At 64.9% G+C, this 26,732-nt stretch carries 27 protein-coding genes; 22 read left to right on the top strand and 5 right to left on the bottom strand.

What is annotated here, in order from left to right; translation table 11 throughout:
• Positions 1-44 precede the first annotated feature (44 nt).
• From atpA to murA, 6 genes are all read left to right on the top strand, one after another.
• Positions 45-1,682 (top strand): F0F1 ATP synthase subunit alpha, encoded by a 1,638-nt coding sequence (gene atpA / locus AO716_RS04020; protein WP_055239630.1) that lies wholly within the window; start codon positions 45-47, stop codon positions 1,680-1,682.
• 96 nt (positions 1,683-1,778) lie between these two features.
• On the top strand, positions 1,779-2,672 hold the full coding sequence (locus AO716_RS04025) for a F0F1 ATP synthase subunit gamma (protein ID WP_055239631.1): 894 nt from the start codon (positions 1,779-1,781) through the stop codon (positions 2,670-2,672).
• 69 nt (positions 2,673-2,741) lie between these two features.
• Positions 2,742-4,205: a F0F1 ATP synthase subunit beta gene (gene atpD, locus AO716_RS04030; protein ID WP_055239632.1), complete on the top strand. Its 1,464-nt coding sequence runs from the start codon at positions 2,742-2,744 to the stop codon at positions 4,203-4,205.
• A gap of 5 nt (positions 4,206-4,210) precedes the next feature.
• The gene (locus AO716_RS04035) at positions 4,211-4,504 is read left to right on the top strand and encodes a F0F1 ATP synthase subunit epsilon (protein ID WP_055239633.1); all 294 of its coding nucleotides are present in this window, start codon (positions 4,211-4,213) and stop codon (positions 4,502-4,504) included.
• A 9-nt stretch (positions 4,505-4,513) separates the two neighbouring features.
• The gene (locus AO716_RS04040) at positions 4,514-4,942 is read left to right on the top strand and encodes a DUF2550 domain-containing protein (RefSeq protein ID WP_055239634.1); all 429 of its coding nucleotides are present in this window, start codon (positions 4,514-4,516) and stop codon (positions 4,940-4,942) included.
• Positions 4,943-5,051: 109 nt separating this feature from the next.
• Positions 5,052-6,317, top strand: a complete 1,266-nt coding sequence (gene murA / locus AO716_RS04045) for a UDP-N-acetylglucosamine 1-carboxyvinyltransferase (RefSeq protein WP_055239635.1) — start codon at positions 5,052-5,054, stop codon at positions 6,315-6,317.
• Positions 6,318-6,434: 117 nt separating this feature from the next.
• On the opposite strand, the gene AO716_RS04050 is transcribed toward murA, so the two are convergent.
• Complete coding sequence (locus tag AO716_RS04050; protein ID WP_055239636.1) at positions 6,435-6,638, bottom strand: cold-shock protein; 204 nt, start codon at positions 6,636-6,638, stop codon at positions 6,435-6,437.
• A gap of 264 nt (positions 6,639-6,902) precedes the next feature.
• A complete protein-coding gene (gene nucS, locus AO716_RS04055) occupies positions 6,903-7,598 on the bottom strand; it encodes an endonuclease NucS (RefSeq protein ID WP_055239637.1) in 696 nt (231 codons plus the stop codon).
• Positions 7,599-7,637: 39 nt separating this feature from the next.
• Here nucS and AO716_RS04060 point away from each other — a divergent pair, with 39 nt between their 5' ends.
• Positions 7,638-7,997, top strand: coding sequence for a hypothetical protein (locus AO716_RS04060; protein ID WP_055239638.1), 360 nt, complete (start codon positions 7,638-7,640; stop codon positions 7,995-7,997).
• 21 nt (positions 7,998-8,018) lie between these two features.
• Here AO716_RS04060 and AO716_RS04065 read toward each other — a convergent pair whose 3' ends face one another.
• Complete coding sequence (locus AO716_RS04065) at positions 8,019-9,326, bottom strand: AI-2E family transporter (RefSeq protein WP_055239639.1); 1,308 nt, start codon at positions 9,324-9,326, stop codon at positions 8,019-8,021.
• 257 nt (positions 9,327-9,583) lie between these two features.
• Here AO716_RS04065 and AO716_RS04070 point away from each other — a divergent pair, with 257 nt between their 5' ends.
• The 8 genes from AO716_RS04070 (at position 9,584) to AO716_RS04105 (ending at position 19,617) form a co-directional block, all read left to right on the top strand.
• On the top strand, positions 9,584-11,290 hold the full coding sequence (locus AO716_RS04070) for a hypothetical protein (protein WP_055239640.1): 1,707 nt from the start codon (positions 9,584-9,586) through the stop codon (positions 11,288-11,290).
• Positions 11,291-11,409: 119 nt separating this feature from the next.
• On the top strand, positions 11,410-12,357 hold the full coding sequence (locus tag AO716_RS04075; RefSeq protein ID WP_055239641.1) for a tetratricopeptide repeat protein: 948 nt from the start codon (positions 11,410-11,412) through the stop codon (positions 12,355-12,357).
• Between the two features lie 177 nt (positions 12,358-12,534).
• The gene (gene bsh, locus AO716_RS04080) at positions 12,535-13,482 is read left to right on the top strand and encodes a choloylglycine hydrolase (RefSeq protein WP_055239642.1); all 948 of its coding nucleotides are present in this window, start codon (positions 12,535-12,537) and stop codon (positions 13,480-13,482) included.
• A gap of 115 nt (positions 13,483-13,597) precedes the next feature.
• Complete coding sequence (locus AO716_RS04085; RefSeq protein ID WP_082413288.1) at positions 13,598-14,455, top strand: ABC transporter ATP-binding protein; 858 nt, start codon at positions 13,598-13,600, stop codon at positions 14,453-14,455.
• Complete coding sequence (locus AO716_RS04090) at positions 14,437-16,014, top strand: hypothetical protein (RefSeq protein ID WP_055239643.1); 1,578 nt, start codon at positions 14,437-14,439, stop codon at positions 16,012-16,014. Before AO716_RS04085 ends, AO716_RS04090 begins: the two co-directional genes overlap by 19 nt.
• Positions 16,015-16,042: 28 nt before the next feature.
• Positions 16,043-16,345 carry a DUF3039 domain-containing protein gene (locus tag AO716_RS04095; protein ID WP_055239644.1) on the top strand — a complete coding sequence of 101 codons (303 nt, stop codon included), beginning with the start codon at positions 16,043-16,045 and terminating at the stop codon, positions 16,343-16,345.
• Between the two features lie 66 nt (positions 16,346-16,411).
• Positions 16,412-17,830, top strand: coding sequence for an MFS transporter (locus tag AO716_RS04100; RefSeq protein ID WP_082413289.1), 1,419 nt, complete (start codon positions 16,412-16,414; stop codon positions 17,828-17,830).
• Positions 17,827-19,617, top strand: coding sequence for a DEAD/DEAH box helicase (locus tag AO716_RS04105; RefSeq protein ID WP_055239646.1), 1,791 nt, complete (start codon positions 17,827-17,829; stop codon positions 19,615-19,617). The genes AO716_RS04100 and AO716_RS04105 overlap by 4 nt, the downstream gene beginning before the upstream one ends.
• Positions 19,618-19,643: 26 nt before the next feature.
• Here the strand turns inward: AO716_RS04105 and AO716_RS04110 are convergent, their stop codons facing one another.
• Positions 19,644-20,261, bottom strand: coding sequence for a nicotinamidase (locus AO716_RS04110; protein WP_055239647.1), 618 nt, complete (start codon positions 20,259-20,261; stop codon positions 19,644-19,646).
• On the bottom strand, positions 20,258-21,592 hold the full coding sequence (locus AO716_RS04115) for a nicotinate phosphoribosyltransferase (protein WP_082413321.1): 1,335 nt from the start codon (positions 21,590-21,592) through the stop codon (positions 20,258-20,260). Before AO716_RS04115 ends, AO716_RS04110 begins: the two co-directional genes overlap by 4 nt.
• A gap of 92 nt (positions 21,593-21,684) precedes the next feature.
• Here AO716_RS04115 and clpS point away from each other — a divergent pair, with 92 nt between their 5' ends.
• The 7 genes from clpS to AO716_RS04150 all read left to right on the top strand — a co-directional run bounded on the left by clpS (position 21,685) and on the right by AO716_RS04150 (position 26,732).
• Positions 21,685-21,993 carry an ATP-dependent Clp protease adapter ClpS gene (gene clpS / locus AO716_RS04120; RefSeq protein ID WP_055239648.1) on the top strand — a complete coding sequence of 103 codons (309 nt, stop codon included), beginning with the start codon at positions 21,685-21,687 and terminating at the stop codon, positions 21,991-21,993.
• A gap of 30 nt (positions 21,994-22,023) precedes the next feature.
• Positions 22,024-22,587, top strand: a complete 564-nt coding sequence (locus tag AO716_RS04125) for a DUF2017 domain-containing protein (protein WP_055239649.1) — start codon at positions 22,024-22,026, stop codon at positions 22,585-22,587.
• Positions 22,588-22,685: 98 nt separating this feature from the next.
• A complete protein-coding gene (gene murI / locus AO716_RS04130) occupies positions 22,686-23,660 on the top strand; it encodes a glutamate racemase (RefSeq protein ID WP_082413290.1) in 975 nt (324 codons plus the stop codon).
• Positions 23,657-24,541 carry an MBL fold metallo-hydrolase gene (locus AO716_RS04135; protein ID WP_082413291.1) on the top strand — a complete coding sequence of 295 codons (885 nt, stop codon included), beginning with the start codon at positions 23,657-23,659 and terminating at the stop codon, positions 24,539-24,541. Before murI ends, AO716_RS04135 begins: the two co-directional genes overlap by 4 nt.
• Before the next feature lie 10 nt (positions 24,542-24,551).
• Complete coding sequence (rph, locus tag AO716_RS04140; protein WP_055239650.1) at positions 24,552-25,301, top strand: ribonuclease PH; 750 nt, start codon at positions 24,552-24,554, stop codon at positions 25,299-25,301.
• Positions 25,298-25,945: an RdgB/HAM1 family non-canonical purine NTP pyrophosphatase gene (gene rdgB / locus AO716_RS04145; RefSeq protein ID WP_055239651.1), complete on the top strand. Its 648-nt coding sequence runs from the start codon at positions 25,298-25,300 to the stop codon at positions 25,943-25,945. Before rph ends, rdgB begins: the two co-directional genes overlap by 4 nt.
• Positions 25,946-26,045: 100 nt before the next feature.
• The gene (locus AO716_RS04150; protein ID WP_055239652.1) at positions 26,046-26,732 is read left to right on the top strand and encodes a DedA family protein; all 687 of its coding nucleotides are present in this window, start codon (positions 26,046-26,048) and stop codon (positions 26,730-26,732) included.

The following is a 26,732-nucleotide window of genomic DNA, read 5'->3' on the forward strand; positions in this document are numbered from 1 at the left end:
CGGCACGAAGCGATGATCACAACATAGGAGAGCAGGGACTGCAGATGGCCGAATTGACCATCAACGCCGACGACGTCCGTAATGCGTTGAATGAATTTGCGGCGTCCTACGAACCCGGAAACGCAGAGCGCGTTGAAGTTGGCCGCGTAACCACCGCCAGCGACGGCATTGCCCGTGTGGAGGGCCTGCCCTCCGTGATGGCGAACGAGCTGCTTCGGTTTGAGGACGGCACGCTGGGCCTGGCCCAGAACCTCGACACCCGTGAAATCGGTGTCGTTGTCCTTGGCGACTTTGGCGGCATTGAAGAAGGCCAGGAAGTTCACCGCACCGGTGAAGTTCTGTCCGTCCCCGTTGGGGATGCCTTCCTTGGCCGCGTCGTCGATCCGCTGGGCGAGCCCATGGACGACATGGGACCGATCCAGGCTGAAGCACGCCGTGCACTGGAACTCCAGGCACCGGGTGTTACGCAGCGTAAGTCGGTTCACGAGCCGCTTCAGACCGGCCTGAAGGCCATCGACGCGATGATCCCGATCGGCCGCGGCCAGCGCCAGCTGATCATTGGTGACCGCAAGACCGGCAAGACGGCAATCGCCGTCGACACCATCCTGAACCAGAAGGCCAACTGGGCCTCGGGCGATGCGCAGAAGCAGGTGCGCTGCATCTACGTGGCCATCGGCCAGAAGGCTTCGACGATCGCCGAGATCAAGCGCACCCTCGAAGACGCAGGCGCCATGGAGTACACCACCATCGTGGCCTCCCCGGCATCTGACCCCGCAGGCTTCAAGTACCTGGCACCGTACGCCGGTTCGGCCATCGGCCAGCACTGGATGTACGGCGGCAAGCACGTCCTGATCATCTTTGATGATCTCTCCAAGCAGGCTGAAGCCTACCGCGCCGTGTCGCTGCTGCTGCGGCGCCCGCCGGGACGCGAAGCCTACCCGGGCGACGTCTTCTACCTGCACTCCCGCCTGCTGGAGCGCTGCGCAAAGCTCTCTGACGAGCTCGGTGCAGGCTCGATGACCGGCCTGCCGATCATCGAAACCAAGGCAAACGACGTGTCGGCTTACATTCCGACCAACGTCATCTCCATCACCGACGGCCAGATCTTCCTGCAGTCGGACCTCTTCAACGCCAACCAGCGCCCCGCAGTGGACGTCGGTATCTCTGTCTCCCGCGTTGGCGGTGCTGCACAGCAGAAGGCCATGAAGAAGGTCTCCGGTACTTTGAAGCTGGAACTGGCCCAGTACCGCGACATGCAGGCATTCGCCATGTTCGCTTCGGACCTGGACGCTGCTTCACGCCAGCAGCTGACCCGCGGTGCACGCCTGATGGAACTGCTCAAGCAGGGCCAGTACGCTCCGTTCCCCGTTGAAGACCAGGTTGTCTCCATCTGGGCCGGTACGAACGGCTACCTCGACGACGTTCCGGTGGAAGACATCCGCCGCTTCGAATCCGAGTTCCTTGACCACGTCCGCCACTCTTCGAAGGTCCTGACCGTTCTGGCCGAGACCAACAAGCTCGAAGATTCAACGGTGGATGAACTCAAGACCCTCATCACCAACTTCAAGCAGGGCTTCTTCGGCGAAGGCGACAACCGCATGGTTGCAGCCGGCCACGAAGAGGCATCGGCTCTGGACGAGGATGCAGTCGACCAGGAAAAGATCGTCAAGCAGAAGCGCTAGCGGCTTAGGGTTCCGCGGCCGGTTCACACCGGCCGCGGAACCCGCCGCAATTGCCTTAGCCCCTAGTTCAAAACGCTAGGAACCGAAAGGAAAAGTATGGGAGCCCAAATTCGGGTCTACCGCCAGAAGATCGCCTCGACCACGTCGATGCAGAAGATCTTCAAGGCGATGGAGCTGATTGCTGCCTCTCGCATTGGAAAGGCCCGCACCCGCGTAGCCGCGGCGCTGCCTTATTCCAACGCGATCACCCGTGCCGTTTCTGCTGTGGCGTCCCAGTCGGAAATCGATCACCCGCTGACTACCGAACCGGAGCAGATCCGCCGGGCAGCAGTGGTCATCATGACTTCCGACCGCGGTCTTGCCGGATCTTATTCCGCCGGCGTCCTGAAGCAGAGCGAATCGCTTAACGAGTTGCTCCGTGAAGAGGGCAAAGAGGTCAAGACGTACCTGGTTGGTCGCAAGGCCCAGGCGTACTACGACTTCCGTGACCGTGCCTACGAGCGCGTGTGGACCGGCGGTACGGATGCGCCCGAGTTCGAGACTGCCCGTGAAATCGGCAAGACACTCCTCGATGACTTCAATACGGCCTACGAAGACGGCGGCGTGGACGAAATCCACATCGTGTTCACGCGCTTCAAGTCCATGGTTGTCCAGGAACCTGCGGTTATCCGTCTGCTGCCGCTGGAAGTAGTCGAAGAGGAAGCACCGTCCGAATCGGACATCCTGCCCCTCTACGAGTACGAGCCCGAGCCGGAACAGGTCCTTGACGCCCTGCTGCCGCGTTACATCGAGTCACGCATCTTCGCAGCAATGCTCCAGGCCGCCGCTTCCGAGCTCGCAGCCCGCCAGCGTGCCATGAAGTCCGCAGGGGACAACGCCTCCGATCTTATTAAGAAGTACACGCGACTTCGCAATAACGCCCGTCAGGCTGAAATCACCCAGGAACTCTCCGAGATCGTGGCTGGTGCGGACGCGCTTAGCGCTTCCTAGCCCGCCTTCGAAGAGATCCACCAGAAAATACTTAGTCCACACGCCATCTAACTGAGTGAAGTGAGAGAGATGACTGCCCAAACTGCCGAGCACGGAGCAACCTCCGTAGCACCGGGCGCCACAGGCCGTATCGCCCGTGTCATTGGCCCGGTTGTCGACGTCGAATTCCCGGCTGACGCAATCCCCACCATCTACAACGCCCTCACCACCGAGCTGACGCTCAACGGTGAGACCAAGACCATCACGTTCGAGACCTCCCAGCACCTGGGTGACAACCTCGTCCGCGCCATCTCCCTGCAGGCCACCGACGGCCTGGTCCGCGGCGCTGCCGTGGTCGACACCGGTGCTCCGATCTCCGTTCCCGTTGGTGACGGCGTCAAGGGCCACATCTTCAACGTGCTCGGTGAGCCGCTGGACGTTCCGGCCGAGCAGCTGGAAATCAACGAGCGCTGGCCGATCCACCGCAAGGCCCCGAACTTCGCGGACCTTGAGGGCTCCACCGAGATGCTGGAAACCGGCATCAAGGTCATCGACCTTCTTACCCCGTACATCAAGGGTGGAAAGATCGGCCTGTTCGGCGGTGCCGGCGTTGGCAAGACCGTTCTGATCCAGGAAATGATCACCCGTGTTGCCCGTAACTTCGGCGGCACGTCCGTGTTCGCCGGTGTTGGCGAGCGTACCCGCGAAGGCAACGACCTCTGGGTGGAAATGGAAGAGGCAGGCGTCCTGAAGGACACCGCCCTTGTATTCGGCCAGATGGATGAGCCGCCGGGAACGCGTCTGCGCGTTGCACTGTCCGGCCTGACCATGGCGGAGTACTTCCGCGATGTTCAGAACCAGGACGTGCTGCTCTTCATCGACAACATCTTCCGCTTCACCCAGGCCGGTTCCGAGGTGTCGACCCTGCTGGGCCGCATGCCTTCCGCCGTGGGCTACCAGCCCAACCTGGCTGACGAGATGGGTCTGCTGCAGGAGCGCATCACCTCGACCAAGGGCCACTCCATCACCTCGATGCAGGCCATCTACGTCCCGGCTGATGACTACACCGACCCGGCTCCGGCCACCACGTTCGCGCACCTGGATGCCACCACGGAACTTTCCCGTGAAATCGCATCCCGTGGCCTGTACCCGGCCGTGGATCCGCTGAGCTCGACGTCGCGCATCCTTGACCCGCAGTACGTGGGCCAGGAGCACTACGACACGGCTGTCCGCGTGAAGCAGATCCTTCAGAAGAACAAGGAACTGCAGGACATCATTGCCATCCTCGGCATTGACGAACTGGGCGAAGAAGACAAGATCGTCGTCGCCCGTGCACGCCGCATCCAGCAGTTCCTGTCGCAGAACACCTACACTGCCAAGCAGTTCACCGGCGTCGAAGGCTCGACCGTGTCCGTCAAGGACACCATCGAAGGCTTCAAGGCCATCTGCGACGGCGACGTGGACCACATTGCCGAGCAGGCCTTCTTCAACGTTGGCGGCATGGACGATGTTGAGCGTCAGTGGGCGAAGATCCAAGAGCAGACCGGGAAGTAAGCCCCATGGCTGACACTGCTGAACTCGAAGTCGAGATTGTCGCGGCCGACCACTTTGTGTGGTCCGGCCCGGCAAAGATGGTCAAGGCACGCACTGCCGACGGTGAAATCGGGATCCTTCCCGGCCACGCGCCGGTGCTGGCGATCCTGGCCGAGGGCGAGCTGGCCATCGAACCGGTGTCCGGCAGCCGTATCACGGTGGGCGTCGACGGAGGATTCTTCTCCGTTGATTCCAACCGTGTGGTCATCGTCGCGGACAACGCCCAGCTGAACGACGCAGCCAACGCTGGGACCCGCTGACCCTTCCCAATGGACAGTACCTACGTGTTCATTGCGCTGGCAGCGGTCCTCGGACTGCTGGTACTCGCAACGGCGCTTTTCTGGGTGCGCCGCACACAGCTGCGGCGCACCCTGGGTACCTTCGACGCCTCCATCTGCTTCCCGCCCGGCGGGTGGCGGATGGGGGTTTGTCGTTATACGGACACCCATCTGGAATGGCTCCGGCTGCTTTCACTCAGCCCGGTTCCTCCGTACCGGTTCCTGCGCAGTTCCCTGGTGCTGAAGGGGTGGCGCCAGCCCACTGAGGCTGAGCGCGCCCGTATTCAGCCCGGAGCACTCGTAGTGACCTTTGAGTACGAAGGACGCGAGCTTCACATGGCGATGAAATACGACGTCTACACGGGACTGTCTTCCTGGCTGGAAGCCGGGCCCGTGATTGGCATCGGCACCTGGCGGTAACGCCGGCAGGACTAAGCACGCGTAAAGGCGCGGGGAATATTCCCTGCGCCTTTACGCGTATCCGGACCCCCTGAGGACCGGTGGCCAAACCGGACCTTAGTATGGAGGAATGGAAGACGTCATTGTTGCCACCGGCCCCTCCACACTCAACGGATCGGTGACCGTCCCGGGGGCCAAGAACTCGGTACTGAAGCTGATGGCAGCAACGCTGCTGGCGCAGGGACGTTCCACCATCACCAACGTGCCGAATATCCAGGACGTCTGGATTATGTCGGAATTACTCCGCCGGCTGGGCTGCGCGGTTGACTACGACGCCGACGCAGCGGAGGTACGGATCGACGTTCCAGCCGTCCCCGGGCACCAGGCCGACTATGACCTGGTTCGGGCCATGAGGGCATCGATCTCCGTCCTTGGTCCGCTGGTGGCCCGCTGCCGGCGTGCTGAGGTTGCCCTGCCCGGCGGAGACGCCATCGGCTCGAGGGGACTGGACATGCACCGGGCCGGGCTGGAGGCGATGGGCACTTCGATTTCCATCGACCACGGCTACCTGATCGCTTCTGTTCCGGAAGGCCTGCACGGCGCCCGCCACATCCTTGATTTTCCATCGGTTGGCGCAACCGAGAACATCATGATGGCCGCCACCCTGGCCCGCGGCACCACGGTGATCGACAACGCGGCCAGGGAACCGGAAATCACCGATATTGCGCAGATGCTGTGCTCCATGGGGGCGCGCATTAGCGGGATCGGTTCCAACACGCTCGTGATCGAAGGTGTTGAAAGTCTTTCTCCGGTGACGCACCGGGTTGTTCCGGACCGGATTGTTGCCGGTACGTGGGCCTTCGCAGCGGCTATCACGGGAGGGAATATCGAGATCCGCAACGCGGACCCGCGTGCCCTGACCATGGTGCTGGACAAGCTTTCCCAGGCCGGCTGCGCCGTGGAAACCGGCCAGGACAGTTTTACAGTCAAAGGACCGGCACGCCCGGAACCGATCAATGTTTCCACCCTCCCATACCCGGGGTTTCCCACTGACCTCCAGCCCTTCGTCGTCGCCCTTAACGCCGTGTCCACCGGTTCGGGCATGGTGACGGAAAATGTCTTCGAAGCCCGCTGGGGGTTCACGTCCGAGCTGGCCCGCCTGGGCGCCGTAGTGCGCCTGGACGGACACCACGCCCTGATCCAGGGAGTCTCGCGCCTCTCCGGCGCACCGGTGGAGGCGAACGACATCCGGGCCGGGGCCGCACTCGTCATCGCCGGACTTGCAGCAGAGGGAACCACCGAAGTGCGGGGAGTGGACCACATTGACCGCGGGTACGAGCGTTTTATGGAATCACTGCGGGGCCTCGGCGCCAACGTCCTGCGCCGCCGCAGCTGACGCCGCCCAGGCAGCCGCTTCCGTACCCGGTGCAGGAGAGCGTCCGGGCAGCAGAAAAGCGGGGACCGTTCGGTCCCCGCTTTTGCTGGTGCTGCGGACTTTTGCTGGTGCTGAGAACTAGAGGGCGGTTACGCCGGTGGCCTGGGGGCCCTTGGCGCCCTGGCCGATCTCGAACTGAACGCGCTGGTTCTCATCCAGGGTCTTGAACCCGTTGGACTGGATTTCCGAGTAGTGGACGAAAACGTCTCCGTCGGAATCATCCGGGGTAATGAAGCCAAAACCCTTTTCCGCGTTAAACCATTTGACGGTTCCCTGTGCCATTTGCCTGTCTCCTTTATTGCTGGAACTGTACCGGCACACTTCGTGCCTGTGGTTGTTACCGAAGCGGGAAGTCCAGGTTCCCTGCCGGTAAGGCAGTTCCTACAGGAGCTTCACGCTCGCAACCGTCTTGCGAGCATGAAAAACACCTACACAAAGACTGGTTATAGAGTTACATACCACTAATGACCCGTCAATGGATTCGAAGAAAAACTTCGGAGATTTTTTCGGCACGTTTTGCGGCCATTAACCGGGCCGTCAAAGTGCTCAGAACAGGCGCGACTCGACGTCGTCCACACCGCGCATTTCGTCGTAGTCCAGGGTTAGGCAATCAATGCCGCGGTCCGCAGCAAGAACGCGTGCCTGCGGTTTGATCTGCTGGGCGGCAAAGACCCCGCGGACAGGTGCCAGGAGGGGATCGCGGTTCAGCAGTTCAAGGTAGCGGGTGAGCTGCTCCACGCCGTCGATGTCCCCGCGGCGCTTGAGCTCGACGGCTACGGTGCCGCCGTCGGCGTCGCGGGCCAGGATGTCCACCGGTCCAATGGCAGTCATGTACTCACGGCGGATCAGGGTGTAGCCCTCGCCCAGCTTCGTGATCTGCTCCGCCAGCAGGCGCTGGAGATCTGCTTCCACGCCGTCCTTGATCAGTCCGGGATCGGTTCCCAGCTCATGGGCGACGTCGGAGAGATGCTCGTACACGCTGATCACCAGCTTGTCGTCGGTCTTGGCGCTCTGGACGTTCCAGACCTCAACAACACCGGCCTCGGCGTCGTCCGGCGCCGGTTCCGTGATCCGGAGCGTAGCGGGCGGACTCATCCAGTTCAGCGGTTTATACGAACCGCCGTCGGAATGGATCAGCACGGAGCCGTCCGCCTTCACCATCAGCAGGCGGGTAGCGAGGGGCAAATGGGCACGGAGGCGGCCGACGTAGTCAACGGAGCAGCGGGCTATCACTAAACGCACAGTTGCACTTTACCGGCTCCGCTGCGGCAAGATGGACTCATGCCCCGCTCCAACCGTCCCCGCCGGCAGCTGCCGGCTTCCAGCACGGCCGCGGGACGCAATGCACGCCGCAAGTGGGCGGCCCCGGTCCCTGACATTGACCTGGAACGGGCGCGGGCCGGGCTGCCGCAGCGCGAGTCGGCCTCCGACGGCGAATGGTCGGTGCGCCGGATCACCGCCAGGAATGCTGCCAAGGACTACCGCTGCCCGGGCTGCGGGCAGATTATTCCGCCCGGGATCGAGCATCTGGTGGTCTGGCAGGAAGACTCCCTCTTTGGCAGGCAGAGCGCGGTCGAGGACCGGCGCCACTGGCATGCCCGGTGCTGGCGCACCCGTCCGGGTTCCGCTCCGCGCCGCTAGCCCCGGTCCTTCCGGAACCGGCTAGATCCGGTCCTGCCGGGCAATGACTACTTCCTTCATCAGCAGCAGCACCGCTGCGGCGGTGGGAATAGCGATCAGGGCGCCGAGCACGCCCAGGAGGGTTCCGCCGGCAATGACGGCGATGACCGCCACTGCGCCGGGAACCGCCACCGCCCGCTGCATAACGCGCGGAGAAACGAAGTAGGCCTCAAACTGCAGGTAGGCCATGTAGAGAATGGCGAAAACCACCGCCGTCTGCCAGCTGGCCGTGAGGGCGACGAGCGAGACCAGCACCAGTGCGATCGGCGGGCCGACCAGCGGGATGAAGGCCAGGAGCGCGACGACGAATGCCAGCAGCACGGAGAACGGAACTCCGGTGATGGTCATGATGATGAACGCGTAGAGGGCGTCAAGCAGTGCCACGAAGCCCTGGCCGATGACGTAGTTCCCCACGCTTCCGGTGATTTCCTCCGAGAGGGCTTCCACCCGCCTGCGGCGGCTGCGCGGTGCCAGCCGGTAGGCCCATTTCTTCATCGACGGCAGCGAGGCCAGGAAGTAGAGCGTCAGCACCAGGATGATCAGCGCGCCGAACAGGCCGTTGGCGATGACTGTGCCAACGCTAAGGACCCCGCCAAAGATGCCGCCCACCGCGTCAGCGTTGGAGAAGAACTTCTGCACCTCTTCATCCACGCGTTCGCGGATCTTGAACTGTGCCTCAATTGTGACGAAGAAGTCGGAGGAGAGGAACCGGTCCACATAGCTCGGGGCATTGTTCACGATTTCAGTGGTCTGGCTGACGATCGTGGGGATAAGGGTGGCGAAGAATGCGGTGACGGCTCCGGCAAGGACGACCACCACTATGGCTATGCCCGCGGGCCGAGGGACTCCCCGGGCGCTGAGCCAGCGCACCACCGGGTCAAGGCCAAGGGCGATGAAAAGTGCAGCACCAATCCAAACCAGCAGTTCCCCGACGTTGGTGATGATGAAGAACAGCAGCAGGGCAAAGCCCACGCCAACCGTGAACATAAAACCGAACCGGATGGGGTGTTTATCCGGGCCGGCGCCGGTCACGATCGGAGGCTGGGCGCCTCCGAACCGGCGTCGTTCATCCGAAAGCTTGGCGTCCGGGTCCACCTCCGGTTCGGGAAGGATCTCCAGTTCCTCCTCTTCCGGCGGGAAGTCGAACTGTGGGCGGGGACGTGCACCCGGGATTCGGGAGACCATGCGCCAGACACGTGAGCTGGCCGAACTCAGCCGCTCGCGGCGGGTGGGAGGGGCACCCGGCGCAGGGAGTGGTTCGTCGACGGGAAGGTCCCGGTCTTCGCTCATCTGGCTTGCTCTCCCTCGGTGCCTGTACTGCTGCTCGGGGTGTACCGTGCCGCGCCAGATTATCAGTCGTATACCGGCTGCGGGCGAAGGCCCGCTGCAGGGAACCCCCAGGGGAGCCCCGGATGCCCAAATGTGCTCTTGGAGGGGCTTTCGTTACCATAGGGTTATAAAGCAACCGCCAATGAGGATGACCATAGGGGCATCACGTCCCGTTCCCGCTGCCCAAGCGGAGGACCGTGACCAACGATAGGTAAGCTGTGCGAAACAAAATTGCAGTTCCGCTGATAGTGCTCGGAATCCTGATGATGCTCATCGGGATTGGCCAGCGCACGCTGTGGGCTCCGCCCGAAACCGTAACGGCCCAGGCGCCCCAGGATGCCGGAACCGCTCCGGTCGCCGTGCTGGAGGCTGACCTGCTGGCCTCGCGGCCGGACGGCGCAGAGATCAGGGTGCGGTCCGCGGACCCCGTGTTCCTGGCAGTCGGCCGGTCAGCCGACGTCGATGCCTGGGTTGGCGATGCAGCCGTCACGCGGATCTCCGCAGGCACCGAGGATTCCCTCAGCGCGGAAACTGCCGAGGGCGAAACAACGGTCCCGAATCCGGCCGGGTCAGACCTCTGGGTCAGCGAGGAAGCCGAGGACGGCGAGGTCTCCTATACCTGGACCGCGCCGGCTGCCGGAGACTTCTCGGTACTGATCGCCTCTGATGGAACTGCACCGGCTCCCACCGACATCACGCTCAGCTGGGCCAACGACGAAGGAACGCCGCTGGCGGTTCCGCTGATCATCGCCGGTGCACTGGCCGCCGTGCTTGGTCTGGCGCTTGCCTTCCTGACCCGCAGCGGCGGCAAGCCGACCCCGCCTGCACCCGGCAGCCGCCGTGCAGTACGGGAATCCGACACCGCTGCCCAGCGAATCGTAGCCCGCCGGGGCGCCGGTGCTGCGTCGTCGTCTGCCACGAACACCGCACCCCGCACCGCAGCCGGGATTACCGCCGCGGTACTGGCCGGCGGCCTGGCAGTGAGCATGGTTCCCGGTGCCGCAACCGCAGCCGAAACCAGTGCTCCCGAGGAGAACTATCCGGTGGTGCTGGACGGGCAGCTGGCCAGGATCCTCAGCTCTGTTGCCGGGACGGTCCAGAAGGCAGACGCAGCCAAGGACGCGAAGCTGCTGGCTGACCGCACCGCCTCAACGGCACTGGAGCTGCGGAAAGCCAACTATGCAGCGGCTGCCAAGGTCCCTGACACGGAGGCTCCCGCTGCTGTCGCAGCTGCTCCGCTGCTTACCGACCTCGTCGCCACGGGGACAGAGTTCCCGCGGACGGTCATTGCCGTTACCCAGGGGGAGGACAACACCGTTCCCCAGGCACTGATGCTGGTGCAGGAATCCGCGCGGGAAAACTACAAGCTTGTCTCAGCGATCCAGATGCTGCCGGGAACAACGTTCCCCCAGCCCCCGGCTGACGGAGCGGGCGTGGAAGCCGCAGCTGCGGACTCCGATGAGGACCTGGCCCTCGCACCCCAGGCATCAGTCGAGGCGCTGGCAGACGCACTGACCAACCCGGACGGTGACAACAAGGGAACTTTCGCACCGAACAGCTTTGCGGAGGCAGTTACCAAGTTCCAGGCCGAGGTGACGGCCAACCCGGACAACGAGTTCGCAACCATCACGTTCAAGCACACTCCGGTTGCCGCCGACACCAGGGCACTTCGGACAGCGGACGGCGGGGCGATCGTCTTCGGCTACATGTCCCACGACTACTCCAGCGTGCCGCGCGAAGCCGGCGACTCGATCAACCTGGAGGGCACCATTTACGAGAGCCTGACCGGTGAGAAGAACACCGAGAAGGGCATCGACGTCACCTACGGCGAGGCAGTGATGCTGTATGTGCCTCCGGCCGGCAGCTCCGACCAGGTTGAGGTCATTGGCGCAGCGCAGGAACTGCTCTCCGCCAAACTGAAGTAAGGAAGCGTTCATTACCGGCGGCGCCGCAGGCAACCAATGCCTGCGGCGCCGCTGCCGTTTCAGCAGAACCTGCGGGGACACTTGCCCGGCAGCACAGTGCCCGTATTAGGGTTGAGGCCATGAGTACACCGAACCACCGCCCTGCGCCTGCACCCTCCATGAACCTTCGGGGAGCAGTGGACCTTTCCGCACTCAAGAACCGGGCCAGTGCTCCTCCGGCCGCACCGGCACCGGCCGGGGGAGAGGGCGCAGGCGGCTCTTCCTATGTGGTGGAGGTTTCAGAGCAGACCTTCCCGCAGGTGGTGCAGCTTTCGGCGACCGTTCCGGTGATCGTGAACCTGTACTCTGCCCGCAGTCCGGAATCCGCCGAGGTTACGGCCGTGCTGGAGCAGGAAGCTGCAGGACGGCGGGGAAAGGTGCTCCTGGCCAACGTTGACGTTGATGCCCACCCGCAGATCGCCCAGGCATTCCAGGCAGCGTCGGTACCCACCGTCGCCGCCGTCATCAAGGGCCAGCCGGTCCCGCTCCTGGACCGTGCAGTTCCGGCGGAGCAGATCCGGGCGCTCATTACCGAACTCATGCAGGTGGCCGAGGCCAACGGCGTCAGCGGGAGTCTCGGAGAAGGCGGTGCCGCTGCCGAGGAAGAGGCGCCGCTCCCGCCGCTGCACCAGGAAGCCTACGACGCGATCGTTGCAGGGGACTACGACGGCGCTGCGGCCGCCTACCGGAAAGCCCTGGCAGAGCAGCCCGCTGATGCTGACGCAAAAGCCGGGCTGGCACAGGTTGAACTGATGCAGCGGCTCAGGGACGCAGATGCTGAGGCGCTCCGCTCTGCCGCCGCTCAGGAACCGGACAACGTGGATGCCCAGCTTGCCGTGGCGGACCTGGACATGTCCGGCGGCCATGTTGAGGACGCTTTCAACCGGCTGATCCGGCTGATCAGCCGCACCTTCGGGGAGGACCGGGAACGCATCCGCGTGCGCCTGCTGGACCTTTTCGAGATTGCGGGACCGGCCGATCCCCGTGTGACCAAGGCCCGCTCGGCTCTGGCCCGGGCTCTGTTCTAGGACTATCCGGGCTTTCCGGTCCCCACCCTCTGCCGCAACCTCCTGCGCAGGCCTAAGCTGAAACAGCCGGGCAGCGCAGGGGGACAGGCAGCCTCGCCGGTCCTGGATCCGGCCCGGCCCAGGACATAGGGACAGGCGGAACCCGATTCCGGGCCCGCCGGGACAGGGGAGTACCAAATGTGCACAGGCATCAGATTCTCTGACGGCAGCGGAAACCTCTATCTGGCGCGGAACCTGGACTGGACGGCAGGCTACGGGGAACGCGTGGTGCTGACTCCCACGGGGTACGCGACGCGGTCTCCGTTTGGTGCAGTGCCCCGGATCCGCCACGCCGTGATCGGCATGGGAATCGTGGAAGAAGACACACCGCTGTACTTCGACTGCGGCAACGACGCGGGCCTGGCCGTCGCAGGCCTCAACTTCCCGGGATACGCGGACTACGCGGCGGAACCGGCGGACGGTGCCGTGAACGTTGCCGCCTTCGAGTTTCCGCTCTGGGTTGCTTCGCAGTTTGCCAGCGTTGACGAGGTCGAGGCTGCCCTCGGCCAGGTAGTCATTGTGGACAAGCCGATCAACGAGAAGTACCCGAGCTCCCTGCTGCACTGGATCATCGGGGATTCGACGCGCGCGATAGTCGTGGAATACACCAGCGACGGCATGCACGTCTTCCAGGACGACGTTGACGTCCTGACGAACCAGCCAGGTTTTGGCTGGCACCACGAGAACCTGCGCAACTACCTCAACGCTTCGCCTGACTATCCCGAGAAGGTTGTGCTCAATCGGGCCGACCTGGTGCCGTTCGGGTCAGGTTCCCTTATGCGGGGAATTCCGGGGGACTACTACTCTCCGTCGCGGTTCGTACGTGCGGCGTACGTCCACGCGCATTACCCGGGCAAAGACACCGAGGAAGAGAATGTCAGCCGGGCGTTCCACACGCTGCAGCAGGTCGCGATGGTGGAGGGCAGCGCGGCCATGGGATCGGGCGAGTTCGAGAAAACTATTTACACCGGCCTGTTCTCCTCCCGGACCAACAGCTATTACTGGAACACATATGAAGACCCCTCAGTCCATTCCGTGTCGATGGCAGACCATCCCTCCGGCGGGACGGACCTGCTGGTGTTGTAACCGGAGCCTCCACAGGGCCCCTAGTCCGCGCGGTGGGTGCGGCGCACACCTTAATTTTGCGGATTTCGTCCGCAAGATGGATGGCCGGAAGGCTCCAGGTTGCTAGATTTCAGGTATGAGCCAAACACCTGATCCTTCCGCAATGCCCGGAGGGAACCAGCAGCCCGACCCTTCCGTTTCGACACCCGCGGAGCAGGCGCCCTCGGCAGCCGCACAAGCCGTACCCGCCCTTGCAATCCGCGGACTGGCCAAGCGCTTCGGAGCGAAGATCGCCGTCAACGGCATCAACCTTGACGTGCCTGCCGGGTCCTTCTACGGCCTGGTTGGCCCCAACGGTGCGGGAAAGACGACTGCCCTGTCCATGGCGACCGGACTGATGCGCCCGGATTACGGCCAGGTCTGGGTCCACGGTGTGGATGTCTGGGAGCAGCCTCTCGCTGCCAAGAAGCTTATGGGCGTGCTTCCCGACGGGGTGCGGCTCTTCGACCGGCTGACCGGCGAACAGCTGGTGACCTACGCCGGACTGCTGCGCGGAATGGACCGGGACACCGTGGCCGAGCGGACAGCGGACCTCCTGCGTGCGCTTGACCTCTCTGCCGACGCAGGCACCCTGGTGGTGGACTACTCAGCCGGCATGACCAAGAAGATCGCACTGGCATCGGCATTGATCCATGCTCCGCGGCTGTTGGTCCTGGACGAGCCCTTCGAGGCCGTGGACCCGGTCTCCGCAGCGAACATCCGGGACATCCTGGCGGACTACGTCTCCTCCGGCGGAACGGTCATTGTTTCCAGCCACGTTATGGACCTGGTGCAGCGCATGTGTGACCACGTTGCCGTGGTCGCGGCCGGGAACGTCCTCGCGGCCGGGACCGTGGACGAAGTCCGTGGCGGACAGAGCCTGGAAGAGACCTTCGTCAACCTGGTGGGCGGCCGCAGCACCTCGGAGGGCCTCTCATGGTTGCGCACCTCCTAAAGCTCAAACTCATCCTGCTGCGCAACTCACTGCGACGCAGTCCCTGGCAGATCGTCGGCATCGTCTTCGGGGCGCTCTACGGCATCGGAATCCTGACCCTCCTGATCGGTGCGCTCTTTTTCCTTGGAATGAGCGATCCCGCCCTGGCGCGCACCGTCGTCATCCTGGCGGGGTCGGCACTGCTGCTCGGCTGGGGGCTCGTTCCGCTTCTCGCCACCGGCGTCGACATGACCCTCGACCCCGCACGCTTCGTGACCTTCGCGATCCCCATGCCCCAGATGCTCACCGGTCTGGCGCTCGGATCACTGATCGGCATCCCCGGACTCATCACGCTGCTCGCTTCCCTGGCACAGGCCTTTTCCTGGTGGGCACACCCTGCTGCCGTGCTGGCGGGAATCCCGGCGGCACTCATCGCTGTGATGTCCTGCGTTGTCCTGGCCAGGATGACTGTCGCCGCCACAACGTCGCTTGCCAGTTCGCGGCGGTTCAAGGACGTCGCGGGCCTGATCGCCATCGTGCCGCTGGTACTGATTGGCCCCATTTTCGGGACGATGGCCACGGCGTTTTCAGCGTCAGGGAACTTCCTGGCTGATCTGGCGGACGGACTCGCCTGGACTCCCTTTGGGGCCGCGTGGGCCATCCCGGGGGATATCGCAATGGGAAATCCCGGAGCAGCCGCCGCGAGATTCGTGATCGCCGCCGCCTTCCTGGCGCTGATCACCTGGGCCTGGAAAGTCCTGCTGGCCCGTGCGCTGGTTACGCCGGCACACAACGCGACTGCCCGCCGGGGCGCCGGTAAGCTGGGCTTCTTTGCCCGATTCCCGGCAACACCCACCGGCGCCGTCGCCGCGCGTGCACTCACGTACTGGATCCGGGATCCCCGCTACGGCGCTTCCCTGATCATCATTCCGGCGCTTGTCGTAGTGCTGGTCTTCACCGGCATCCAGGGCGGAGAGGGAATCCCTCCGGTGGTGCTTGGCCTCGGCCCGCTGGTGGCCTTCCTGCTCGCGTTCGGCATCTCGGCGGACATCTCCTACGACAACACCGCCTTTGCCCTCCACATTTCCACCGGGGTCTCCGGGACAGCAGACCGGGCCGGCCGTGCAATTGCCTGCGCAGTCTTCGCCCTTCCTGCCACGCTGGCGGCAGCGGTGGTGCCGCCGGTGCTGATTGGTCAGCCGGAAGCCATACCGGTTCTTCTCGGGCTCTCGCTGGGACTGCTGCTGAGCGGGCTGGGGCTCTCGAGTGTGTTCTCTGCCCGCTACACCTACAACGTGCCGCTGCCGGGGGAGAACGCCTTCAAGACCCCTCCGGGTTCCACGGGACGCACCATGCTGGTCCAGTTCCTCTGGCTTGCAGTGCAGTTCGTGATCGCGCTGCCCCTGCTGGTCCCTGCGGCACTGTATACGTTCGGCGCGGGCGGCTGGTGGGGCTGGGTCACTCTGGTGCTGGGAGTGCTGTACGGCTCGGCGGCCATGATCGCCGGTATCCGGATTGGCGGCAAGTGGCTGGACCGGCGTGCGCCGGAGGTTCTTTTGGCTGTTTCGGTCAACAAGTAGCTCCACCCCGCAGTACTAAGATGGGGGCATGACTCTGCCTCCTGATCCCTTCGAATCCGATCCCATGCGCCGGGCCGACAGCGGTTCCTCCACCGCAGTCATCGAGCGTGAAGAACAGCGCGAACTGGTTGAGCCCGGTGACGCGGAACGGTTCTCGCATTACGTGCGCAAGGAAAAGATCATGGAATCGGCCCTGTCCGGTGAACCGGTCATTGCCCTCTGCGGCAAGGTCTGGACCCCGGGCAGGGACCCGAAGAAGTTCCCGGTCTGCCCCACCTGCAAGGAAATCTACGAAGGCCTGCGCCCCGGCAAGGACAAAGGCGACAAATAAGCCGCTGCACCTCCCAGCCCTTCGTCGCCGTCGCATCCTGGCGCGGCAGTAAGTCCTGATGCCCTTATGAGTGAGCCCCTGCCCGCGGACCGGCGTGAGGGCGCGATGTCCGCTGCGTTCCGGCCGCTGACCCTTGGTGTGATCGCGATCGTCACCTGCGTGGCGTTCGAAGCCATGGCAGTCACGACGGCGATGCCCGTGATCGGCGCTGACCTCGGTGCCGGTGCGGGCTACGGCCTTGCCTTTTCCATGTTCCTGACCGCTTCCCTGCTCGGGTCGGTGCTGGCCGGATCCCGGTGCGACGTTGAAGGTCCGCGCAGGTCGCTGATCACCGGCATGGCCCTGCTGATCGCCGGGCTGGTGCTTTCTGCGGCGGCCGGTGAGTTCTGGCTGGTAACGGCCGGACGGGCCGTGTCAGGACTCGGCAGCGGTGCCATGGTGGTGGCGCTGTACGTAATCATCGGGCAGGTCTATCCATCGAAGCTGCAGCCGGTGATTTTCGGCTGGGTGGCCACTGCCTGGATCCTGCCTTCCATGGTGGGCCCGCTCGCAGCGGGACTGCTGGCACAGTACGCCAGCTGGCGGTGGGTTTTCGCCGTCGCCATTCCAATTGTCCTGATCGCCGCTGCGCTGGTCTGGCCTCGGGTGCGCCATCTCGGGCCGCCGGACAGCCCGGATCTTGACCGGGCGCTGGGCCGCAGGCGCGCGGTCTGGGGTGTTTTCCTGGCCGGAGGCGTCTTCGCGGCGCAGTGGGCCGGGAACGAAGCCGCTGCTGCGGGGTCCGTCTTCCTCGGAGTCCTTACGGCCGCGGGTGTCCTGGCAGCAGTGGCAGCCCTGGCCGTGCTGCTTCCGCGGGGGACACTGTGGCTGCGGAGGGGCCTTCCGTCAGTGGTGGCGACACGCGGATTGATCAACGCTGCTTTCGTGGCAGCAGAAGCCTTTATGCCGGTTATGCTCCTTGCCGTTTACGGCGTGAGCCCGGCCACGGCCGGAATCGCGCTGACCGCCGGCGCGGTAGGCTGGGCCATTGGATCCTTCCTGCAGGCCCGGGTACCCGGTGACCGGCGCCACCTGCTCCTGGCAGGCGGTTCGGGCCTGCTGACCCTGTCCATTGGCGGTACCGGACTGATGGCCGGCGCGCAGGCGCCCTTCTGGCTCCTGGTGGCTGTCTGGTCGCTGGCAGGCGTGGCCATGGGTGCGGCATTGTCCAGTACCTCCGTGCTGGTCCTGGACGCGTCCTCGGCAGCGGACCGGGGGCAGAACTCGGCGTCGCTCCAGCTCGCCGACCAGGTGGGTGCCGTGGCCGGCACCACCGTTGGGGGAGTGCTGCTCGCCGTACTGGTACAGCGTGAACCTGTGGGCCAGGAATCCGGATATGCCCTGATGTGGCTGGCCCTCGCGGCTTTTGCCGTGATTGGAACAGCTGCGGGCATCCGCAGTGCAAGTGTTAGACCAAGTACCGGAAAGGTGCATTCCCAAGCGTGAGTCCCGATACCCTGTTCGGCGGCGGACCGGCGCTGCCCCCTGCCTACCCGGAACGGGCAGCCTGGGGAACAGCCCCGAAGCTGCGCCAATGGCAGGCAGAAGCCCTTGAAAAGTACTTCGCCAAGAATGACAGCGATTTCCTCGCCGTCGCTACTCCGGGCGCAGGCAAGACGACGTTCGCCCTGCGTGTGGCAACCGAGCTGGTTGACCGCGGAATCGTCAACCGGATCACCGTGGTTGCTCCCACGGACCACCTCAAGCGCCAGTGGGCGGATGCCGCAGCACGCGTCGGGCTGGCACTGGACCCGAACTTCAAGAATGCCGACGGCCGGCACGGCCACGGCTTCATCGGTGTAGCCGTTACCTACGCCCAGGTGGCAAGCAAACCCATGCTCCACCGTGCCAAGACGGAGGCAGCCCGTACCCTGGTGATCCTGGATGAGATCCACCACGGCGGAGACGCCCTGTCCTGGGGCGACGGAATCCGTGAAGCCTTCGAACCGGCGACGAAGCGGCTGGCCCTGACCGGTACGCCGTTCCGATCCGATACAGCGCCAATTCCCTTCGTGGAGTACATCGAGGACGGTGCCGGGATCCGGCGGTCCAAGGCTGACTACACCTACGGCTACGGCCAGGCACTGAAGGACCACGTCGTCCGTCCGGTGATGTTCATGGCCTACTCCGGACAGATGCGCTGGCGCACCAGCGCCGGCGAAGAGATGGCGGCCTCCCTCGGTGAGGCAGCCGTCACCAAGGACATCACCGCCCACGCCTGGCGCACCGCGCTGAACCCTGCCGGGGAGTGGATCCCCGCGGTCCTGGCAGCTGCCGACAGGCGGCTCAGCGAAGTCCGGCGTGCCGTTCCCGACGCCGGCGGACTGGTCATCGCCACGGACCACGAGGACGCCCGTGCCTACGCAGGGCAGCTGAAGAAGATCACGGGGGAGTCACCCACGGTGATTTTGTCTGACGATGCGAAAGCCTCGGACAAGATCGATGAGTTCTCGGCGGGCACCCAGCGGTGGATGGTCGCCGTGCGCATGGTGTCCGAAGGCGTGGACGTGCCGCGCCTCGCCGTCGGGGTCTATGCCACCTCCACCGCGACGCCGCTGTTCTTCGCCCAGGCTGTGGGACGCTTTGTGCGTGCCAGGAAGCGGGGCGAAACGGCGTCGGTCTTCCTGCCCTCCGTGCCGCACCTGATGATCCTCGCGAATGAGATGGAACTGGAGCGTGACCACGCCCTGGACCGGCCCGAGAACCACCTCGAAGAAGAGGGATTCGGCCTGGACGATTCGCTGATGGAAGCAGCCAACCGGGAGGAAAAAGCCTCCGGCGAGCTGCAGAAGCAGAAGTTCGAGGCCCTGGAATCGCAGGCGTCCTTCGACAGGGTGCTCTTCGACGGGGGCGAGTTCGGTACCGGGGGCGAGCTGGGCAGCGAGGACGAGCTGGACTTCCTGGGCATCCCCGGACTGCTGGACCCGGACCAGGTGACAATGCTGCTGCGTCAGCGCCAGCAGGAACAGCTCACCCGGCGCGGGCGCAAAAGAACGGAGGAAGCGGTCCCGGAGGAGCTGCCGTCCGTGGCGGACCACCGGCACCTGACGGAACTGCGGGCGCAGCTGGCCAAGAACGTCTCCGCCTGGTCGGCCCGGTCCGGCATGCCGCACGGTGTGGTGCATTCGGAGCTGCGCCGGATCTGCGGCGGCCCGGCCGTGGCGCAGGCGAACGAGGAACAGCTCCAGAAGCGGCTGGCCAAGCTGCAGGACTGGTTCATAGGCCGCAAGTAGCCCGCCCTTTCGATGTGGTGGAGGAGCTAGAGGTCGAGCAGCTCGACCCCTGCGTCCTCAAGTTCATCAAGGGCCGCCAGGACGTCCACCTTGTCCAGCCCGCGGCACAGCTCCGGAATGACGTAGGTGGCGTAGCCGGCGGCCACGGCGTCCAGTGCCGTTGCCTTCACGCAGTAATCAGTGGCCAGGCCTACGATCACCACTTCGTCCACACCGTTGTCCCGCAGCCAGTCGTCCAGGCTGACGGCGTCCTCGTCCGGCTCCGGCTCCGCGTCGGGGTCGCCCAGCGGAACTTCGACATCCGGGGCCAGAAGCCCTTCGAAACCGGAGTAGGCGGCCTCGTACTGCCCTTTGCGGAAATACGCGTCGATGAACTCCGTGTCCAGGTCCGGGTTCAGTGCGGCTCCGTGGGTCCCTGCCACGCAGTGCACCGGCCAGGAATCCCGGAAGTTCGGATTGTCGGAGAAATGGCTGCCGGGTTCAATATGCCAGTCCTGGGTTGCTGCGACGACGGCGTACCGGTCCCGTGAGGTCTCGATGTAGTCGCTGATTTCCGCAGCGGTGTCATTGCCTCCCGGCACGGCCAGGGAACCGCCCTCACAAAAGTCGTTCTGGACGTCAACCACAATCAGTGCACGGGTCATCGGGTTTCCTCCTCGAATTCGGTCGGGATCACAGGCTCGCCGCGCTGCAGGCGGTAAGCAGGCGCCGGCAGTTCAACCAGCGAAGCATCGTGCCGGACACGGGCGCGGGTGACAGCCTCCGGCCCGGTCCAGCCTTCCTGTACAACGCCGTCGGAGACGAAGGTCTCCAGCAGCTCGCGGTCATCGCCGTCGTTTGCCGGACGGGCGCCGACGCCGACTACCTCCGCCACGGCGCGGCCGCGTTCGTTCAGGCGGCGGAGGGCGTATTTGCGTCCGCCCAGGGAAGCCTTGTTCTTCGCGGCCTTGGCAACGGAGACGAAGTTGCCGTCCGAGCCTTCCCGGCTGACCAGCTTGTAAACCAGCCCCGCAGTTGGCGCGCCGGAACCCGTCACCAGGGACGTGCCGACGCCGTAGGTGTCCACGGGCGCGGAAGCCAGGGCTGCAATGGCGTATTCATCCAGGTCTGAGGTCACCATGATCCGGGTCGACGTGTTCCCGAGATCGTCCAGCAGCTCGCGGACCCACTGGGCCTGGGCCACCAGGTCACCGGAGTCCAGCCGGACGCCGCCCAGCTTGTGCCCGGCAACGGCAACGGCGTTGCGGACGCCCTGTTCGACGTCGTACGTGTCCACGAGCAGGGAGGTATTGAGTCCCAGCGAAGCGGTCTGGGCCCTGAACGCATCCATCTCCGAGTCATGGAGCAGCGTGAAGGAGTGCGCTGCGGTGCCGACGGTCTTGATGCCGTAGCGAAGCCCGGCTTCCAGGTTGGAGGTGCTGTCGAACCCGGCGATGAACGCCGCACGTGCGGCGGCGACGGCGGCTTCTTCATGGGTGCGGCGCGAGCCCATTTCAATGCACGGACGGCCCCCGGCGGCGCTGGTCATCCGGGAAGCGGCGGAGGCAATCGCACTGTCATGGTTGAGCACGGACAGGATCAGGGTCTCAAGGATGCAGGCTTCACCGAAGCTGGCTTCGACCTGCAGGATGGGGGATCCGGGGAAGTACACGTCCCCTTCCGCGTACCCGGTGATGGTGCCGGTGAAACGGAAATCGGCCAGCCAGGCCAGCGTCCGGTCATCCACGACGCCGGTGGACCCGAGGAAATCCAGCTGGGCTTCCTCGAAACGGAAACTGCCCAGTGCCTCGAGCAGCCTGCCGGTGCCGGCGACTATCCCGTAGCGCCGTCCATCCGGCAGCTTCCGGGCGAAGGCCTCGAACACTGAGCGCCTCTCGGCGGTCCCGGCGTGCAGGGCGGCCTGCAGCATGGTCAGTTCGTAGTGGTCGGTGTACAGGGCAGCATTTGGCTGCTGCCACGCGGTGGTAGCGTTCACACCCAAAACTCTAACCCGCCGTCCCCGGCCTGCGCCGCACCCGCTCACCTGTTGGCCGCACCCGCACGGCGGGCCAAACTACAATTGGCACCATGAGCGTAGCCACCCTCCCGGGCACCGGGACACAGACCGACTCCCGGACTGCAGAGCAGACTGCCACCGATGTGCCCTGGGTCGTGATCGTCTGGAATGATCCGGTAAACCTGATGAGCTACGTCAGCTACGTCTTCCAAAGCTACTTCGGCTATTCGGAGGCGAAGGCCAACCAGCTGATGCTCCAGGTCCACAACGACGGCAAGTCGGTAGTGGCCACCGGCCCCCGCGAAGAAGCCGAACGACACACCCTGGCAATGCACTCCTACGGTCTCTGGGCAACGTTCCAGAAGGCCGACCAGTCCTAACCAGGCCCGCACACCACAGGAAAGGTCGCTTTGGCTACCGGATTCAAGCTCACCCGCAAGGGAATCACCGCCCAACTGGAGCCGGGGGAGCGCTCACTGCTGCGCGGCCTGTTCTCCGACGTCACAACCATGCTGGAACCGGAGTCTGCCGCCCATGAGGATCCGCTGGCAGCCATGGTGGGCCTGGACGCCAGTGCCGAGGTCCCCGGGGATCCGGCACTGCTGCGGCTGCTGCCCGACGCGGTTCGGGAGAACGACGCCGATGCCCTCGAGTTTCGGCGGCTCACCGAACGTTCCCTGAGGGAAGGGAAAATCGGCTCGCTCCGGGCCGCCTCCCTGGCCCTTGAATCCAGCCCGCTGAACCTGGACCCGGCACAGGCCCGTCATTTCGCCCAGGCCCTGAACGACGTGCGCCTGGTGCTTGGATCCCGGCTGGGACTTGAAACGGATGAGGATGCAGAGGCCCTGCATGACATCACGGAGCCGGGTGATGCGCAGAACGTCGACGAGTACCTGGCCCTTGTCTACAACTTCGTCACCTGGCTGCAGGAAACCCTGATGAAGGCCCTGCTGGACAGCCTGCCCCGGCGCTGACGGTCCGCACGGCAGCGGCCCCGGCAGCGGCAATTGTGACCAAGACCACGGATTCCCGGGTGCGCCCTGTCCGGGCCGGGGACTATTGTCAATACATCATGAGCTCTGACCATCCGGGTACTTCGCCGCTGAAGGACGACCTGCCGAAGACCACTGACGCACCGATCGGAATTTTCGATTCGGGAGTTGGTGGCCTGACGGTTGCCCGTGCCGTGATTGACCAGCTGCCAAACGAATCCATCCTCTACGTCGGAGACACGGCACACGGACCGTATGGCCCGCTGCCGATCGCCGACGTGCGGGCCTACGCACTGGGCGTTATGGATGAACTGGTGGACGCCGGCGTCAAGCTCCTGGTGATTGCCTGCAACTCCGCTTCGGCCGCCGTCCTGCGCGATGCCCGCGAGCGCTACACCGGCCGCTACGGAATCCCCGTCATCGAAGTCATCCAGCCGGCCGTCCGCAGGGCTGTCGCTGCGACGAGGTCCGGACGCATCGGCGTGATTGGCACCGCCGCGACGGTGAGCTCAAGGGCCTACGACGACACGTTCGCGGCAGCCCCGCACCTGACGGTGTCCTCAGTGGCCTGCCCCGCGTTCGTCGAGTATGTGGAAGCCGGAGTTACCGCCGGACCCGAACTCCTTGAGGCGGCGGAAGAATACCTGGCACCGCTGAAGGACGACGGCGTTGACACCCTGGTTCTGGGCTGCACCCACTATCCACTGCTTACCGGCGTTATCTCCTACGTGATGGGTGAGAACGTCACGCTGGTTTCCAGTGCGGAGGAAACCGCGAAGGACGTCTACAAGGCACTGCTCACCCACGGACTGCAGCGCGGGGCAGGGGTGCCGCCGCGGCATCGCTTCGTTGCCACCGGAGACGCGGAATCCTTCGAGCTGCTTGCCCGCCGGTTCCTCGGACCCGAAGTGGTGCGCGTGGAGCACGCAGACTCGGTTGCTGCCAGGTATCCCACGGGGGTACTGGCACGAATCACTCCCGAAATGATCGCTGCCGCGCGTGCCCAGGCCGGTCTGCCGGCAGCCGGCGCGGCCCTGGGGAACGGTGCCCGGTGAAACTGACAATCGTGGGCTGTTCGGGTTCCTTCCCGGGCCCGGCCTCACCCGCCTCCTGCTACCTCGTTACCGCCAATGACGGCGAACGGGACTGGCGCATCCTCCTGGACCTGGGCAACGGCTCACTCGGCACGCTCCAGCGCTACATGGACATTAAGGACATCGACGCTGTCCTCATCACTCACCTGCATCCGGACCACTTCATGGATCTCTGCGGGCTGCACGTGGCCGTGCACTGGGACCCCAATGGCTGGAACCGGGACCGCGTGAAGGTATACGGCCCGGAGGCCACCGCGGACCGGATCGCGGTTGCCTACGGCCTGGACCCGGAACCGGGTATGCATGAGGACTTCGAGTTCCTGTCCTGGACCGCCGGCGTCCCTGTCCGGATCGGACCGTTTACGGTGACCCCGTACCCCGTGTCCCACCCGGCGGAGGAAGCCTATGCGCTTCGGGTGGAAGCAGCGGTGCCTGCCAAGGACGGCACCGAGGTAATCCGTACCCTGGCCTATTCCGGGGATACAGATTCCTGCCCCGGGCTGGAAGAAGCAGCGCGGGACACTGATGTGTTCCTCTGCGAAGCCGCATTCCATGAAGGCCGCGACGACGCGATTGCCGGTGTGCACCTGACGGGCAAGCGTGCCGGGGCCGCTGCCACTGCTGCCGGCGCCCGCCGCCTGCTGCTGACCCACCTGCCGGTCTGGAACGACGCGAACAGGGCCGTCGCCGAGGCAAGGGAAACCTACAGCGGAGACCTCGCCGTCGCGGTCGCCGGTGTTTCCTATGATGTGGGCACCGCGTTTGTTCCGCCGCTCGCCGTCGAACGGCTCTCCCCGCCCCTTGGCCACCCCTCGGAAGGACGTCCGGTAAGCGGCCGATAGACTGGGGCGCATGACTACAGCTTCTTCGTCTGCCCTGCGTGCCGACGGCCGCACCCCTGACCAGCTCCGCAGCATCAGCATTACCCGCGGCTGGTCCAGCCAGGCCGAGGGCTCGGCACTGATCGAGTTCGGCAGCACGCGCGTGCTGTGCACTGCCTCCCTCACGCCCGGAGTTCCCCGCTGGCTCAAGGGCGAAGGCAAGGGCTGGGTCACCGCTGAATATGCGATGCTGCCGCGGGCCACGAATACCCGCAATGACCGCGAATCGGTCAAGGGCAAGATCGGCGGACGCACCCACGAAATCTCCCGGCTCATCGGACGCTCCCTCCGCTCGGTCATCGACACCCGTGCCCTGGGCGAGAACACCGTAGTCCTGGACTGCGACGTCCTGCAGGCCGACGGCGGCACCCGCACGGCGGCCATTACGGGCGCCTATGTGGCCCTTGCGGACGCGCTGGCCTGGGCCAAGGAGAACAAGCTGGTGGCACGGAACGCAGAACCTCTGCTGGATACCGTGGCTGCGGTCAGCGTCGGCATCATTGACGGCGTGCCGATGCTGGACCTGCCGTACGTGGAAGACGTCCGGGCGCAGACCGACATGAACGTGGTGGTGACCGGCAGCGGCAAGTTCGTGGAGGTGCAGGGCACCGCCGAAGGAGCTCCGTTCGACCGCGCCGAACTCGATGCCCTGCTGGACCTGGCACTGCTCGGCACCTCTGAGCTGGCCGATATCCAGCGGCGCACGCTCGCAGGCCAGTGACCGCCCCCGGGCCCCGGCTGGTGCTTGCCACCCGCAACGCCGGAAAACTGAGGGAACTGCGCGAACTGCTGCGCGGACGGATCGAAGGGCTCGACGTCGACACCCAGGTGATCGACGCCGCCGCTGCCGGCGTGCCCGACGTTCCCGAAACGGGAGTCACGTTCGAAGAGAATTCCCTGCTGAAGGCACGCGCCGTGGCAGCGGCCACCGGACTGCCCGCCATCGCCGATGACTCCGGGCTGTCAGTGGACGTCCTGGGCGGTGCGCCCGGCATCTTCTCGGCCCGCTGGTCCGGGGTGCACGGCAACGACCAGGCAAACCTCGATTTGCTGCTGGCACAGCTGGCCGATATCGGCCCGGAACACCGGGGTGCTGCCTTTATCTGTGCAGCTGCGCTGGCAGTGCCGGGCGGCCAAGATGTCGTAGAGCACGGTGAGCTGCGGGGAACCCTGCTGGCGCAGCCGCGGGGGAGCGGAGGTTTCGGCTACGATCCGATCCTGCAGCCGGTCGGCGAGACGCGCAGCTGTGCGGAGCTCTCCGGGCCGGAGAAGAACGCCATCAGCCACCGGGGCCAGGCTTTCCGGGCACTGCTTCCGGCCATTGTCCGGGTGCTGGCGGGGTCTGAACCCGAGCAACTGACGTGAAATACGCCACTGGCTGAGGCCGGCGGGCCCTGCGGCGCCGGTCCCGGGCGGCCCGCTTCGTTCTTGCCCCGCGGGGGGATAGGGCACAATTGGTTCCGATATGAGTATCCTGACCAGCGCCTCCGTTGACCCTGCCAGCTCCGAATCGGCCCTGGGAGGGGTCGCCCAGTGGGCCGTGGACATCATGGAGGCGATCGGCGCCCCTGGTGCCGGCCTGGCAATCGCACTCGAGAACCTCTTTCCGCCGCTTCCCAGTGAAGTAATCCTTCCGCTGGCCGGTTTCGCAGCCAGCCAGGGCAACTTCTCCCTGGTTGAGGCGCTGATCTGGACCACGCTCGGTTCACTTCTGGGCGCGTGGGCGCTTTATGGCCTGGGAGCCTGGCTGGGACGTGACCGGATGCGGGCCATCGTCGCCAAGGTTCCGCTGGTGGACATCGAAGATGTCGACAAAGTAGAGGCGTGGTTCAACCGGCACGGCTACAAAGCGGTGTTCTTCGGCCGGATGATTCCGATTTTCCGGTCCCTGATTTCAATACCGGCGGGCATCGAGAAAATGCCCATGCTCAAGTTCCTCGGCCTCACCTTCGCGGGCAGCCTGATCTGGAATTCAATCTTCGTGTTCTCCGGCTATTTCCTGGGTGAAAGCTGGCACATCGTGGAGGAGTACGCCGGAATTTTCCAGAAGATCGTGATTGCCGCAGTTCTTGTCGGCGGCATCTGGTACCTCACCACGAAGATCCGGTCCTACCGGCGGAGGAAGGCCCAGCGCGCGGCCGAAGAGTCCTGA

Origin of the sequence: Arthrobacter sp. Edens01 (assembly GCF_001307035.1) — a bacterium.
In the GTDB taxonomy this organism is placed as follows: Bacteria; Actinomycetota; Actinomycetes; order Actinomycetales; family Micrococcaceae; genus Arthrobacter_B.